Source organism: Scytonema hofmannii PCC 7110, from assembly GCF_000346485.2.
Taxonomy (GTDB): Bacteria; Cyanobacteriota; Cyanobacteriia; order Cyanobacteriales; family Nostocaceae; genus Scytonema; species Scytonema hofmannii.
In genome coordinates, this window is sequence record NZ_KQ976354.1 from 6,429,942 (window position 1) to 6,442,871 (window position 12,930).

Genomic DNA, 12,930 nt, shown 5'->3' on the forward strand with positions numbered 1-12,930 from the left:
AAATGAACTTGACAAAAATACGTGTATATGAGTTGTTTGGTGGTCGGAGATTTGGCGGCTAGGCAGCATCTGCCTGATTATGTGATTAATTAACTGCATAAGCTGACTGTACTAACATCCATATATAAACAATGATGTAAAAAATATAGGCAAAGCATAAATCTTTGTACTATATTTTGGTGCATCACACAAAACACATATTGTGAGAGTACCAGGAATTCCAGAATGGTTCTTTGACAATGTTAAACAAAGATAAAATTTAATCAGGGATTTATCAAGTCATGTCTGTTCAAATCTTAGAACTAGATGACCAGTACGTACTCAATCATTGCACTAAGTTTTTAGCTCAGAAAAATGCAGCCCCCCGCCATAACTTCGGTCAGTTTAAGGATGACGACTTGCGAGTGCGTGTCGGTGAATCCTGGCGATTTCCCATCATTGACACCTACAGCGATGGAATAGACGCCACGAAATACTATGACCGAAACCGAGTTACATTTGTTTACCAACAACAGGGGGAAACATCCCCAGATCGAGTTACCGTCATCGGGACATTTGCAAATCTTTACGAACCCATTCCCTTAAAAAATATTAAATTTTTAGGAGAACCTACAAGCTATTATGCTGTATCAGTTCTCGTACCCAAAGGTGAAGTTCATACATATAAATTCATAGTCGATAATCAAGCAATTCCAGACCCAATTAACCCTCAAAGAGTCATTCTCGACAATGGAAAAGAATGGTCTCGCTTTTTCACCGATTTTTGCACTCAACCGCTCAATTTTGATGATTGGGAATACGTCATTTTGCAGCGTTTAGTAGACCATATTTTGCCTTTCCGCACAGAAGAAGGACAAAACTTTGTCAACCGTTATTACAATTCTTTAGACCGTCAACAGGCAGAAACTCAAGTCCCTTATGCCTATAAATTAGACGAATCTGTTGGGGCGACAAATTTCATCGACAACATATTAGCACGAGAAGAAAACCACTATCTCATTGACTACAAAATTTGCCTCGAACAAATAGACCGAGTTCTCCGTCAGCGCAATCCTTTCGTAGACCCGAACGAAATGCCTCGCGAAATGTACGTTGAACTGTACAAAGAGATGTCAACCGACAACGTCAATGGCTGGGACAAAAGCAAATATAGCAGTCCCCTCCACTTCTTGAGATTGTTGCGCCGTCACACCTATACGGGTGCTTTTGCCCATCCCAAGTATGGCGGTAATGTTGGTGCTGCTGGGTGGGCTTATCTGGCGGAAAGATTGCGCGATGAAAATGGAAAAACCCAGTTTGACTGGCGCAGGTCAATTGAAAAACCCCTTGGTGTCAACAGTGATTATCACGGTTAAAAAAGGTATCGGTTTATGCAAACACAATTTGATGTTGTCATTATCGGAAGTGGTGCAGGTGGTGCGCCTATCGCTCATACATTAGTCCAAGCTGGAAAATCGGTACTCATTCTGGAAAAAGGTCCACTGTTAAAACCGCAGTATCAAAACCCTGACGGATTGAGCGATTTCAAACGCGATGAACTGTTTGCTGATGGACCAGCAAAACGTATTAACCATAATGTTGCCAACAGGGGTGAAGCATTTTATTCCAGCCACGTGGAACCTGACATTAATGATGAACCCCATATTTACGAAGACAATGGGAAGCAACTTGCGACTATTGAAGGTTATACGGCTCAAGTCGTTGGTGGTGGGACTCAACTCTATGGTGCTGTATCCTTGAGATTTACCCCTCTAGATTTGCGCTTGCAAAGCTTCAACGCCGGACGCACAGATTTGAAGAACGATCCCAAGGGCGATGTGCAAACAGAAGCGCGGGATTGGGCAATTAGTTATGAGGATTTGGAACCGTACTACGCCAAAGCCGAACATTTGGTAGGTATCAACGGGACTCGACAAAACCAACTCAAACCTTTCAGCAGCGATCGCTATCAGCCACCTCTAGAACCAAACCCTATTAGCAGTTATGCCAAAATCGGTATGGAATGGCTGGGCAAAACCACAGGAAATAAAGAACCAGTTCTACCCTACCGCACTCCATTGGCAGTGATTACTCGCGATCACGAACCTAGCGATCGCAAGGACTCGGTGTTAGACCCAAATTGTCGTGCTTGGGACTTTGACAACTTGTATGTAACGGATGGTTCCTTCATGCCAACATCAGGGAGTGCTAACCCTACCCTCACTATCCAAGCAAATTCCTTCCGCGTAGCTGACGAATTACTTAAGAGGCTTTAATCCGATGGACCCAAAATTTAACGAGATTTTCACTAGCCCGTGGAATGAGGTTTTTAAGGTTGTCTCTTTCCCGGATCGCATTTACCACGCCCAATATCTGAATGCAACTCGTTGTTCGCGATACCGTTATAACGTGCAAGAAGTGCGCTCTTATTTAGATATTATTGTTTTGAAGGGTGAAGTTTACTTGGATGGGCAGTTTTTGTGTAACTTTTTGCGGGTGGAGTACAAGAGCAGTCGTCTGGTAGAACAATCGCGGGAGAAAAAGCGGCTTGTTGAGGATGAATTGATTGGCTGGATTAAGGTGATCCCCGAAAATCGGGAGAATATTGCTGAAGCCAGAGTCAAGTTGCACTATTGCCATTGGACGGATGCTTATCAAGTGGAGATTTGGGAAACTCTTGAACCGCCAGGTAACACCAGCCATGACTACCGAGTTCTCGACCAAATGGGTTACAATCGACCAATTACAAGAGTTCGAGAGTTTAGTCCGGCTTTGCAAGATATCAAAGCAATCAAACAAGTAGAGTTGGCTTTTCGTGAGAGCGATCGCCACTTGCCTATGGGTTATCCCATCAGCGATAATAATGCTGCTTGGGACAACGGCTATGGGAGCACGCACCAAGAACCTCGCAATCCAGAACCTAGTGCTCCAGAAAATACCGTTTTAGATCAAAATTACCTCCTCAATTTCCAACGTGGTTGGTTCTTGCAAACCCAAGACATCGAACCCGTGCGCTACCGTGATGTCATGATGAACCATTACGACCCAGCAAGTCAAAACATTGTTGAAATGCGCTGGGTTGTGCAACGAGAACTGGGCGGTTCCATGGTATTTTTCCATGAAGTCACTGTTCCTCCTGGAGCAGAGCATGGCGCTCATCAACACATCGGTTCTGAAGAACTTTATTACATCACGGAAGGTGAAGGAATTGCCTATCTTCGTGTTGGGGACGATCCAGCAACAGATAAATACCCAACAGTTGAACGTGACGTTATGGGATTGGGTAAAAAAGAATTCAAAGAACTCCCTGTCAAATCCGGGAGTGTCGTCTTCACCAAGAGCGGCGGAATGCACGGTATTCGCAACTCCAGCACTCAACCACTGAAGTTTGTCGCTTTCCTTTATCACACTGTATAAAATCTACCTTTCATCCTCATGTTTATCGTTAACACGGATACTGTTGTCAAAGTTGACCCCAATAATCCACCCAACTATCATCAGGGTAACCCACTTCAGAAACTGCTGAACCTCATGGAACAGACACAATTTGCAGTTGAGCGGGAATTCTACTTGATGGAACACGCTCAATATTTGTTTCCCTTTGAATGGCTTAGTATATACGGTCCTTCTGGTAATCAAGCGGACATCGTTGAACCTGTCCGACAGGATAACAAAGAAGATTTTCAAAAGCAGAACATTAGAGATTTTCGCAGTACAGACACCTTCCTGATTCGCGGTTTGGTCAGAGTGGGAGACTGGGTAGTACCGTTTCTGCGAGTGTCTTATCGAGGTGGTCCCGACTCCAAACTTTCCGTTGCAAGCGATAGCAAGCTGGGTGAAAAAATTAAACTCTGGATTAAGGTAGGAGATGTTGCGACCCCTTCCTTAATAAGCGTACCTTATAACCCAGTGAGCGATCGCTATGAAGTAGAATTGTGGGGTTATCCCGGTAGTGATTTGTCCAATCAATTGGATACCAAAGGACGCAAAGCCATTGAGCGTCTGGAACTCCAAGTCCGCACCGACTTAGTACACGGCGATATGTCAGCATTCGTGCGCCGCAGCGAACTGAACGGGAAACACGTTGAGGACATCGATCCCAAAAACACCATGCACCCAATCTTACCCCTGCATATAGAACTTGCTTGGGCAAATTTTAACGAACAAGCTTGGGATGCTCAAAATGGGGCTAACTATCATTACGAATTCAACATGATTCTACGCGGATGGGACAACTACTTGGAAACTGGTATCAGTTCCAGTCCCCACAGCGGTCCCGGCTTTTTGGAGTACCGCAACCTCTTGTCCAACTATGGTAGAAAATCCCAGAAATTAGGCGATCGCGATCGCAATGGTAACAGAATTAACGAGTTGGGTCGCTTGTTGAACCCGTGGAGTTTCAACGCCTTCGATTCTAAAAATCACGGGAGTGATTCAGAACCATTCTTCGCAGTCAATTACGTTGATCTCAACATTCTCAAACCGGGATGCGGTATTGGTTTACACCGCCATAGAGATAATCAAGAAATCTTTTTCTTAGTCAACGGTCAAGGTTTTATGGTCATGGGCGACTGGTGTAAAATGCCCCGAAGAGAGCGATGTTTTGAAATTCGCACGTTTCGTCCCGGATACCTGACAATGCTCAAACCGGGTAATCTTCACGGGTTGATGAATTCCACAGACCAAGATATGACTCTATTTTCCTTTGGAGGATACGATTAAGAAACAGGGGAGTAGGGAGTAGGGAGTGGGGAGGGGAGTAAAGGTGGTACGGGCGTCCCCGCCCGTACATTCCTCAGAGGGCGGGCGAGGACGCCCGTACCACAAGAAAAAATTTGGAGATTGTTTACTCCCGAACCGTAATTTAGAAGTTCACAAGCAATAATGACTACACTAGAAAAATGATAGAGCAACAATCGAAGGGAAATATGATGAGCGCTCGCGATTACACCCTAATCTTAGATAAAAGTGGCAGTATGTCTACGCCTGACCAAGCAGGTGGTAGAAGCAGATGGGATATAGCTCAAGAATCTACACTAGCATTAGCCAGAAAGTGCGAGCAATTTGACCCTGATGGGATTACTGTTTACGTGTTTTCTGGAAAATTCAAACGTTACGAAGAAGTCACTTCAGCCAAAGTGGCTCAGATCTTTATGGAAAATGACCCAGCTGGTACAACCAATCTAGCGGGTGTCTTGCTGCATGCCACTCAAAATTACTTTCAACGCAAAGCTGCTGGTAAAACAAAGCCAAATGGAGAAACCATTTTAGTGGTTACCGATGGAGAACCAGACGATCGCAAAGCAGTCTTTGAAGTTATCATTGATGCAACTCGTAAGATGGAGCGCGATGAAGAATTAGGAATTTCTATGATTCAAGTAGGTTCCGATCCCCAAGCGACTAAGTTTTTGAAAGCTTTGGATGACCAGTTGCAAAGCGTTGGTGCGAAGTTTGATATCTGCGATACTGTGACTCTAGATGATTTAGAAGATATGAGTCTTGCAGATGTCTTGATGAATGCGATTACTGATTAGTTATTGGTCATTGGGCATTGGGCATTTTTTCTACAGCACTGGAATTTGAGAGTCATACCCTTAGGATGCTCTACAAACCAGAGGAAATGATATTTCGCTCTTAAACAACCTAGTAATAAAGATGGTACAATCGGGTAGAAGGTAAAGATTTAACCTTGCGGTGGAATGCCAATTAAAGCAATACCATTAGGAAATCTAACGAAACTTTCTAGTGGTAAACTCCCTGGACTATTTCTATTGTGTATTTGCTCTATGCGATCGCGTAGTTTTTGTTGTTGTTCGGGGGTAAGAATCTCCAATATTTTTTGCTTTTCTGATTCCATGGCTTCCTGGATTTGTTGTTTTTGATCGTCAGATAGGTCGATCGACTGCATTGCTTCTGGTGGTTTCTTACCTGCTTCAATGGCTTGTTTTAAAGTATTGCGTTGCTCGTTGGTAAAAATTTCGTCGATTTGAGCGCGAGTATCTTCTTGAACTTCTTTTAGTTTATCCTTTTGCTCTTCGCTTAAGTTAAGCTCCTTAAAATCTGGTTGTCCTTGTTCTTTGATGGGAAAATTTTGTCTTCCGGGAAATTGCCCTTGACTTGGTGGAAATTGTGCCTGGATCGCAGATGCAGTTGTAATCATAGCTGCTATCGTGAGGATGAATACTGATATAAACTTGAATTTCATACGAACCCCCGAACATTTTTACGTAGAACCCCTTTCTTGTTGGTTCTATGTTTTCATCGTATAAAACCCCCACTCGAATACACATGGTACTGTATCTCTAATTTCATCCGGTGCTTTAGTCCTAGTTACCTGTTGCAAAAATAGAACTAAAGACTCTGGCTATCAGCATTACTTTAGTGTAGTATAATTTTATACTATTTTATTCCTTCTTCTCCTTGGCTAACCGAACAATTTTTGTCGTTAACTGAGATCGTCACTCACAGAGATTGATTTTTGACCGATGAGAATTTTCTCATTAATTGTTCATCTTCTTTTCATCCGGATATTGAATATTAATAGAAAGAAAGCTTGAGTTCTTATTAGTACTCAGAAATACCTCACCCCCGTTTCTCCACTATAAGGTTCTGTAAAAAACAAAGTCAAACAAAATATACATCAAGAAGACAAAAAGCTGAGAGTCGCTACAATCTCTCTCTTCATGGAAAAGGGTTTTATCTCAAAATACATATATTTGGGTGTGATTAATTATAATCGCACCCTTTTTCTTACCAAGAAATCTAAGACTGTCACTGACAGTGGATGACCCCAGTTTTCTTAAGGTGAAAGAGGGTGAAGAAATCAGCAAAGGTCATGTTTTGACTGACAATAGTTTCGAGCGATCGCGACTACAAACTTGCACAACTTGATATTTCACGAGCCAGTATTGAAGACAAATTAGCTCAAATTCCCATGGTGAAAAGCCCCAGGGATGGCTACATCAAAAGAATCAAACCTTAGGTTGGAAGAGATGTCTAATATACAACGACAATCAATACTGCAGACACGGCTGCTGTTGGCGATTGACTTCCAAGGTAAGATCGGGGACTTAGCATTGCCCACCCAGCTAGTATTTCAAAAATCAAATAGGATTACTATATGTCTAAAATAGATAGATAGAAAATCTTATGGGAAATTACGAAATGTTACAAAATCGAGACTATACCTTGATTATCGACAAAAGTGGCAGTATGGCAACCCCAGACCAAAAAGGGGGAAAAAGTCGATGGGCTACAGCAGAAGAATCTACCTTTGCTTTAGCAACTAAATGCGAGCAATTTGACCCTGACGGTATTACTATTTATCTCTTTTCTGGAAAGTTTAAGCGTTATGAAAATGTGACGGCTAGTAAGGTGACACAAATTTTTCAAGAGAACGATCCCGCAGGTAGTACAGACTTAGCAGGTGTATTGCAACATGCTCTCGATAATTATTTCCAACGCAAAAGTGCCAATCAAACAAAGGAAAATGGAGAGACAATTTTAGTCATTACAGATGGTGAACCGGACGATCGCAAAGCAGTAATGAAGGTCATTATTGAAGCTTCTCGCCGTATGGATCGGGATGAAGAATTAGCTATTTCTTTTATTCAAGTGGGTAAAGATACCCAAGCAACTCGTTTTTTGAAAGTACTTGATGATGAACTGCAAGGAGCGGGTGCAAAATTTGACATTTGCGATACTATTACTATGGATGATATGGAAGATATGAGTCTCGCTGAAGTGTTACTTAATGCTATAAATGATTAACACCTGACCAGTGGCCAGTGACCAGTGACCAGTGACCAGTGACCAGTGACCAGTGACCAGTGACCAGTGACCAGTGACCAGTGACCAGTGAATTTAAGAAATAATGCTTTTGCTGAGAAACCTGGTTTCTCCAAGAAACCGGGTTTCTGAAGTCTCCTCAAAAGAAAATTGACACTTTAAACAGTCATTTATACTTAATAAGTAATAACTAAATATATATGGATTCTATTGAGAAACTACTGGCTGAACTAAAAGCAAATTACGAACAGCCAAAACCAGAACAAAGCCAGCAAGTTATAACAAAATCGATAAGTGTACCGCTATCAAAATCGGCATCTCCTATTGATAACCTTCTAGAACAAGTTAAGACTGAGTTTGAGCAAAAAGATTTAGCCTTAGAATTGCAAAGACAAGAGCAACTAGAACAAGAGCGAATTCGGTTGTTAGAAATCGAAGCTAAAAAAATAGAAGCTTTGAAAAAGCAAGCTCAAGATTGGCTAGATAAACTAGATCCATATTCACCTGAAGGTCTCTGGTTTGAACGATTTGCTGAAACTTACCCCTCAAAATTAGAGGCGGCGATTGACTATTTATCGTAGTACTATCGAGCCGATAATTTACTCCCCTGACGAGCTAGTGTTCTAAAGTCACCATTATCAGCCCATCTCTTAATTGCAGCTTGCAAACTTTGAACGTTTGACACCACACCCCGGAGTCCATCGACATAAACTCAAAGAGATTCAATCAGGAGTAGAACCCATGAAATTAAAGCCTATCAATCAGCAAGTAGTTGTCATCGTTGGTGCTTCTGACCAATAACCTTATTTACGATGATCGATTTGATTTGAAAGATGTTTAACGCCCCATTCATGCATAGCATAAAGAATTGGTTGAAGGCTTTCACCTAAAGGAGTTAAAGAGTATTCTACTTTTGGAGGAATTTGCGGATAAACCTTACGAGCGATAATTCCATCCTCCTCCATTTCCCGGAGTTGCTGAGTCAGCATTTTTTGAGTTATTCCGTCTAAAGCTCGTTGTAATTCGCCAAAACGTTTGATACCTACCATTAATTCTCGAATAATTAATACTTTCCAGCGTCCACCAATGACTTTAAGAGTGGTTTCCACTTCACAAGTTAACCTGCTGTAGTTTTCCGCTTTAGCTTCCATCTATACCTCGCAGTTTCTTTTTGGTAAGTACCTTACTTTTAAGTGCCTACTTTCCATAGTAACTTTACATAGCTTAAAGTTAAGACGGAAAAACTCTTATCCTTCATACTTTATACTTCACTATGGCGCATATCCTACATATTGACTCAAGTCCTCGTGGAGAACGCTCCTTTTCTCGCAAGTTTGCAGATGAGTTTGTCTCAGCTTGGAAAAACGCCAATGCTGGAGTAATGGTGACTTACCGGGATTTAGGTCACAATCCAGTACCTCATGTAGACGAAGCATGGATTGCAGCAGCTTTTACTCCGCCAGATGCTCGCACACCCGAACTTGCCAAAGCCATTGAATTATCTGATAGTTTGGTGGATGAGTTTTTGGCAGCTGACCGTTATGTCTTCGGAGTGCCAATGTATAACTTTAATATTCCCTCTACCTTCAAGGCTTACATCGACCAGATTGTGCGTGCTGGTCGTACCTTCGCTGTTGATGCAAACGGTGGTTTTAAGGGTTTAGTTGAAGGTAAAAAGATGCTGATTGTAACAGCTAGAGGTGGAGACTTTTCACCTGGAAGCCCTGCTGCACCATATGATTATCAGGAACCTTTCCTAAGAGCAATCTTTGGATTTCTTGGAATTACAGATATTACATTTATTCACGTGCAAAACCTTGGTGCGGGTGAAGATGCTCGTCAAGCATCTTTGGCAAAAGCACAGGAAGCTGTTCAGGAAGCTATAGCTAGTTGGTAATACACAAAGACGCGCCATGGCGCGTCTCTACAGCACTAACCACTAACAGTCCTCAACCATCTATTGACAACTGAATTAAAGAATTTTTTCACTTGGTGCTTGCGACGCCACCTTTGGAATGCTTTTTCGTATTCTTCACCTTTGATGAGAAAGGTATTCCAAGTGTCAAGTCCTAAGGCAAGCCCGCAGCCCAGTAAGATATATAAAGACCAAGAAAGGCCTGGAGCGCTTAGCATATCCAAGGATATGAAAAAAATGTTAATGATTGCGTAATTGCCAAAACGCTTTTTAAATCTTCCTTGACGGAGGAGGTTAAAAGCTTGGCGTTGTTGCATTTCCCCTTGGGTGTCCAACCAGTCGCGTTCTGCTTGTTGCAGTGACTCTGGAGAAATTTCTAACTCAGTGGCAATTTCCTGCAGTTGTTCGTAGGAAAATTCTTTCTCTTTGTCATCAGCTTGACGAGCGATCGCTAAATTAAGTATTTTCTGAATATCTTCTTGGCTGTAGGTACGTCTTGCTCTGCTGTCAAAAGTTGTCATAACGCTAGATCTCATATTACTTTTTATACACCAGCCCTGCCAGAGAGATTTTACGTTATTGCGTTCGCGGAGCGCGAGCTGCACCCAGCTTATCGCCACTAGCAGTGCCAAACTATCCATCTCTAGAGTAGCAAATGGGAATTAAGATGATAACATGAGCGATTAAATATTTCATATCCCCGACTTTTTGCAGAAATCGGGGATATGCTTCAACCATTCCTCAGCTTCTTTGTATAACTGAAACTTGCGTTCGCTTGTGCGAAACTCTGATGTGTGAACCATGCGCCTACCGTTAACCAGTTTTGTACCGTGGTACTTGTGCAGCAGTTCGTGATACAAGACGAACTCGACGACAAACTCAGGAATGCGATCGTCATCTAGGGTTATACTCATCACTACCCTATCTCTAGCGGGTTCGTAGTGAGCAAATTTTCTGTAGGTATGAATTTTGCTCCAAGTTAAACGTGGTTTTACAAGCTTTGCAGCAAAATACTCCTCATTGACTTTGTCAAATAATTTATCTAGATTATAGTGTTTACCCGTAGAATTTTCTGCGATCGCTTCTACAATCAAATCTAGCTCCATCAGAATTTCACTGTATTCTTCGGAACTAGCAAAATCCTTCATCACTCGTGTTTTGTCGCGACTATTACCAAATAAAGCCGCTTGCACCAAAACTTGTAAAACTTCATCTGGTGCATTGATAAATCCTTCACTGACAATCAGAGTTGCAAAGTATTCACCTATTTTACTCCTGTACAACCCTGCCAAATTCGTTATCTCAACAATAACTTTAATCGAATCCCGACCATGTGCGCTAAAGGTTTGTTGAGCGATATGCTGCAACCGATGGGTTGCTTGTACGTGGAGTTGTAGGTTTCGTTCATCGGTTAAAAACTTCATCCATGAGTAGATTTGACGGGAAGAACTTGTGAGGTGTGCTGGGGTTGTTTGTTGATTGGAGCAAATCTTTTCTATTGCTGTTACGATTCTCATCAAAGCTTGAAGCAGTTCCTGCATCTGAGCTGCATTTGGCGTTGGGCTTGAGGCTAGGTCAAAAATTTTTTGTAAAACAGCACGTTGCTGCGCTTTGATGTTCTTAAGACCAATCATCATGTGAGGGCTATTGGCAACGCCTAAATCATACCATTGACATCAGTATCCTACCTTCTTACTTCTGCCTTCTTAACTTCTGCCTCATGTGGTTTTACGTCTTAAAACTTACAAATCGCATGCAAATCCGTTGTTGTTGCGGTCTTTCTTTTTAGCCATGTCGCCAAATTGAGCCACGGGAATGCTGCGGATACCATATTGTAGATTTATGCGCGTACATGTCTCGGTAGCTAGCAACTGATGGACGTACTCATCCCTGATTTCTGCTGCTTGGATGCAAAGTTGGGTCACTAACCCTTGGTCTCTGCCCATTTTTACACTTCTGCCAGATGAATCCACTTGCTTGTAGTAAAAATTTGGGTTATTACCGCACTGTACTTTCAATTTAAATTGACTGCCATCGGACTCTGAAGCAGGCACTGACAAAAGAAGAAATTCAGGATTAAATCTAATGTCAGACATTTTAATATTTTTTGTATCCCATCTCCATAGGCGAGAGCCACTGGATATCTGGTAATTGCTGGGGAGCGCAAAAGCCGGGACAACGCTTGTTAACAAAAATACTGTTGCTAAAACACCCAAAGTTTTCATAAGTAAGCTCTCTCAATAACCTACTCTTAGTCTTCCCATGCGATCGCTTTTTTCAGCAGGCTATTGTTAAAGTTTTTGTAATTAAATTGACTTATTTACTCAGTATATATACGAATTAAAAATTAAATGTCCTTTTAATTTTCTTGGAATCTAGTACCGCTTCCTTGGAAGTTAAAAAGGTTTTCACCTTGAAGTGAATGGTAGCTTTATTTCTGTCGCGCTGTACTAGTATTTTTGTCAGTAGTAACTTAAGTTCTATATCTCAAGTTGAATCTAAGCTACCGTAATTTCTACCAATGGGTCATGAATACAACCCATTTACTTAGCTAAATTGATAACGAAGCTAATCAAAATTTCTATTGGCTAAAAAGTCAACAGATCGGCCTAGTTACAAGGAGTAACATTATGTCAGATACAAGTAAGCGTGGCTTTGCTTCTATGGATGAAGATAAGCAACGTGAAATCGCCAGCAAAGGTGGAAAAGCAGCTCATGAAAAAGGAACCGCTCACGAATTCTCCTCTGAAGAAGCGCGTGAAGCTGGACATGAAGGTGGTGAAACTGTAAGCCAAGACAGAGAACACATGGCCGAAATTGGTCGTGAGGGTGGCAAACATTCTCATGGCGGTGGGCGCAAAAAACAAAATAACGAAGATAAGTGAAACATTATCCCTACACCGCCAATAGCAGCAGAAATGCTAGCACCTGTCTTCGCCTAGGTTCTGTAACCAAGCAATACCCCTTCTAGAATAAGCTAGAGCGTCGGTTCAATTATCCCAAAAACCCGGTTTCTTTAAGTTGAGCCTATGAGATATCAAGCTTGACAACAGAGAGAAACCGGGTTCTTTGCCTCCTTTTTGACTACTGGACTGGCGTTCTAGGAGGGGTTTGTTGTGGCAATATCTTCACCATTTCAAGAGTCTGCACAGGAGTAAACTAACCTTTCTTTGGTCGCCGTAAGGTCTTGGAACCAATAGGACTCAAAAGTTGGTTGAGAGCACGCAGTTGTTCGGCTGTACCCATAG

At 42.1% G+C, this 12,930-nt stretch carries 14 protein-coding genes and 1 pseudogene; 10 read left to right on the forward strand and 5 right to left on the reverse strand.

Annotation, left to right across the window (positions count from 1 at the left end; all coding sequences use genetic code 11):
- Positions 1 to 281: 281 nt before the first annotated feature.
- From WA1_RS26750 to WA1_RS26770, 5 genes are all read left to right on the forward strand, one after another.
- Positions 282 to 1,355 carry a gluconate 2-dehydrogenase subunit 3 family protein gene (locus WA1_RS26750; RefSeq protein ID WP_017749550.1) on the forward strand — a complete coding sequence of 358 codons (1,074 nt, stop codon included), beginning with the start codon at positions 282 to 284 and terminating at the stop codon, positions 1,353 to 1,355.
- A 15-nt stretch (positions 1,356 to 1,370) separates the two neighbouring features.
- Positions 1,371 to 2,255, forward strand: a complete 885-nt coding sequence (locus WA1_RS26755; protein WP_017749551.1) for a GMC oxidoreductase — start codon at positions 1,371 to 1,373, stop codon at positions 2,253 to 2,255.
- Positions 2,256 to 2,259: 4 nt separating this feature from the next.
- Positions 2,260 to 3,396 (forward strand): cupin domain-containing protein, encoded by a 1,137-nt coding sequence (locus tag WA1_RS26760; RefSeq protein ID WP_017749552.1) that lies wholly within the window; start codon positions 2,260 to 2,262, stop codon positions 3,394 to 3,396.
- An 18-nt stretch (positions 3,397 to 3,414) separates the two neighbouring features.
- Positions 3,415 to 4,701, forward strand: a complete 1,287-nt coding sequence (locus tag WA1_RS26765) for a cupin domain-containing protein (RefSeq protein ID WP_017749553.1) — start codon at positions 3,415 to 3,417, stop codon at positions 4,699 to 4,701.
- A gap of 206 nt (positions 4,702 to 4,907) precedes the next feature.
- Positions 4,908 to 5,513 carry a vWA domain-containing protein gene (locus WA1_RS26770; RefSeq protein ID WP_026135328.1) on the forward strand — a complete coding sequence of 202 codons (606 nt, stop codon included), beginning with the start codon at positions 4,908 to 4,910 and terminating at the stop codon, positions 5,511 to 5,513.
- A gap of 149 nt (positions 5,514 to 5,662) precedes the next feature.
- On the opposite strand, the gene WA1_RS26775 is transcribed toward WA1_RS26770, so the two are convergent.
- A complete protein-coding gene (locus WA1_RS26775; protein WP_033336742.1) occupies positions 5,663 to 6,184 on the reverse strand; it encodes a Spy/CpxP family protein refolding chaperone in 522 nt (173 codons plus the stop codon).
- Between the two features lie 959 nt (positions 6,185 to 7,143).
- On the opposite strand from WA1_RS26775, the gene WA1_RS26780 reads away from it, so the two are divergent.
- From WA1_RS26780 to WA1_RS60295, 3 genes are all read left to right on the forward strand, one after another.
- Positions 7,144 to 7,749 (forward strand): vWA domain-containing protein, encoded by a 606-nt coding sequence (locus WA1_RS26780; protein ID WP_026135329.1) that lies wholly within the window; start codon positions 7,144 to 7,146, stop codon positions 7,747 to 7,749.
- A 218-nt stretch (positions 7,750 to 7,967) separates the two neighbouring features.
- Positions 7,968 to 8,348, forward strand: a complete 381-nt coding sequence (locus WA1_RS26785; RefSeq protein WP_017749557.1) for a salt stress protein, Slr1339 family — start codon at positions 7,968 to 7,970, stop codon at positions 8,346 to 8,348.
- Between the two features lie 97 nt (positions 8,349 to 8,445).
- Positions 8,446 to 8,568 (forward strand): hypothetical protein, encoded by a 123-nt coding sequence (locus WA1_RS60295; protein WP_272819236.1) that lies wholly within the window; start codon positions 8,446 to 8,448, stop codon positions 8,566 to 8,568.
- A gap of 2 nt (positions 8,569 to 8,570) precedes the next feature.
- Here the strand turns inward: WA1_RS60295 and WA1_RS26790 are convergent, their stop codons facing one another.
- A complete protein-coding gene (locus WA1_RS26790) occupies positions 8,571 to 8,918 on the reverse strand; it encodes a winged helix-turn-helix transcriptional regulator (protein ID WP_017749559.1) in 348 nt (115 codons plus the stop codon).
- A gap of 122 nt (positions 8,919 to 9,040) precedes the next feature.
- On the opposite strand from WA1_RS26790, the gene WA1_RS26795 reads away from it, so the two are divergent.
- Positions 9,041 to 9,664: an FMN-dependent NADH-azoreductase gene (locus WA1_RS26795; RefSeq protein WP_017749560.1), complete on the forward strand. Its 624-nt coding sequence runs from the start codon at positions 9,041 to 9,043 to the stop codon at positions 9,662 to 9,664.
- A 35-nt stretch (positions 9,665 to 9,699) separates the two neighbouring features.
- Here the strand turns inward: WA1_RS26795 and WA1_RS26800 are convergent, their stop codons facing one another.
- The 3 genes from WA1_RS26800 to WA1_RS26810 form a co-directional block, all read right to left on the reverse strand.
- Positions 9,700 to 10,203: a 2TM domain-containing protein gene (locus WA1_RS26800; protein WP_017749561.1), complete on the reverse strand. Its 504-nt coding sequence runs from the start codon at positions 10,201 to 10,203 to the stop codon at positions 9,700 to 9,702.
- A 171-nt stretch (positions 10,204 to 10,374) separates the two neighbouring features.
- A complete protein-coding gene (locus WA1_RS26805; protein ID WP_017749562.1) occupies positions 10,375 to 11,319 on the reverse strand; it encodes a hypothetical protein in 945 nt (314 codons plus the stop codon).
- A 105-nt stretch (positions 11,320 to 11,424) separates the two neighbouring features.
- A complete protein-coding gene (locus WA1_RS26810; protein WP_017749563.1) occupies positions 11,425 to 11,907 on the reverse strand; it encodes a hypothetical protein in 483 nt (160 codons plus the stop codon).
- 405 nt (positions 11,908 to 12,312) lie between these two features.
- On the opposite strand from WA1_RS26810, the pseudogene WA1_RS26815 reads away from it, so the two are divergent.
- Positions 12,313 to 12,561, forward strand: a pseudogene (locus tag WA1_RS26815) (con-10 family general stress protein); the annotation flags it as partial.
- Positions 12,562 to 12,930: the final 369 nt, after the last annotated feature.

What these genes read in the sequence shown, in the direction of transcription:
- WA1_RS26765 (WP_017749553.1), top strand. Translation starts at nt 3,415, where the DNA reads ATGTTTATCGTTAACACGGATACTGTTGTCAAAGTTGACCCCAATAAT.
- WA1_RS26755 (WP_017749551.1), top strand. Translation starts at nt 1,371, where the DNA reads ATGCAAACACAATTTGATGTTGTCATTATCGGAAGTGGTGCAGGTGGT.
- WA1_RS26795 (WP_017749560.1), top strand. Translation starts at nt 9,041, where the DNA reads ATGGCGCATATCCTACATATTGACTCAAGTCCTCGTGGAGAACGCTCC.
- WA1_RS26785 (WP_017749557.1), top strand. Translation starts at nt 7,968, where the DNA reads ATGGATTCTATTGAGAAACTACTGGCTGAACTAAAAGCAAATTACGAA.
- WA1_RS26790 (WP_017749559.1), bottom strand. Translation starts at nt 8,918, where the DNA reads ATGGAAGCTAAAGCGGAAAACTACAGCAGGTTAACTTGTGAAGTGGAA.
- WA1_RS26800 (WP_017749561.1), bottom strand. Translation starts at nt 10,203, where the DNA reads ATGACAACTTTTGACAGCAGAGCAAGACGTACCTACAGCCAAGAAGAT.
- WA1_RS26760 (WP_017749552.1), top strand. Translation starts at nt 2,260, where the DNA reads ATGGACCCAAAATTTAACGAGATTTTCACTAGCCCGTGGAATGAGGTT.
- WA1_RS26770 (WP_026135328.1), top strand. Translation starts at nt 4,908, where the DNA reads ATGATGAGCGCTCGCGATTACACCCTAATCTTAGATAAAAGTGGCAGT.
- WA1_RS26775 (WP_033336742.1), bottom strand. Translation starts at nt 6,184, where the DNA reads ATGAAATTCAAGTTTATATCAGTATTCATCCTCACGATAGCAGCTATG.
- WA1_RS26750 (WP_017749550.1), top strand. Translation starts at nt 282, where the DNA reads ATGTCTGTTCAAATCTTAGAACTAGATGACCAGTACGTACTCAATCAT.
- WA1_RS26780 (WP_026135329.1), top strand. Translation starts at nt 7,144, where the DNA reads ATGTTACAAAATCGAGACTATACCTTGATTATCGACAAAAGTGGCAGT.
- WA1_RS26805 (WP_017749562.1), bottom strand. Translation starts at nt 11,319, where the DNA reads ATGATGATTGGTCTTAAGAACATCAAAGCGCAGCAACGTGCTGTTTTA.
- WA1_RS26810 (WP_017749563.1), bottom strand. Translation starts at nt 11,907, where the DNA reads ATGAAAACTTTGGGTGTTTTAGCAACAGTATTTTTGTTAACAAGCGTT.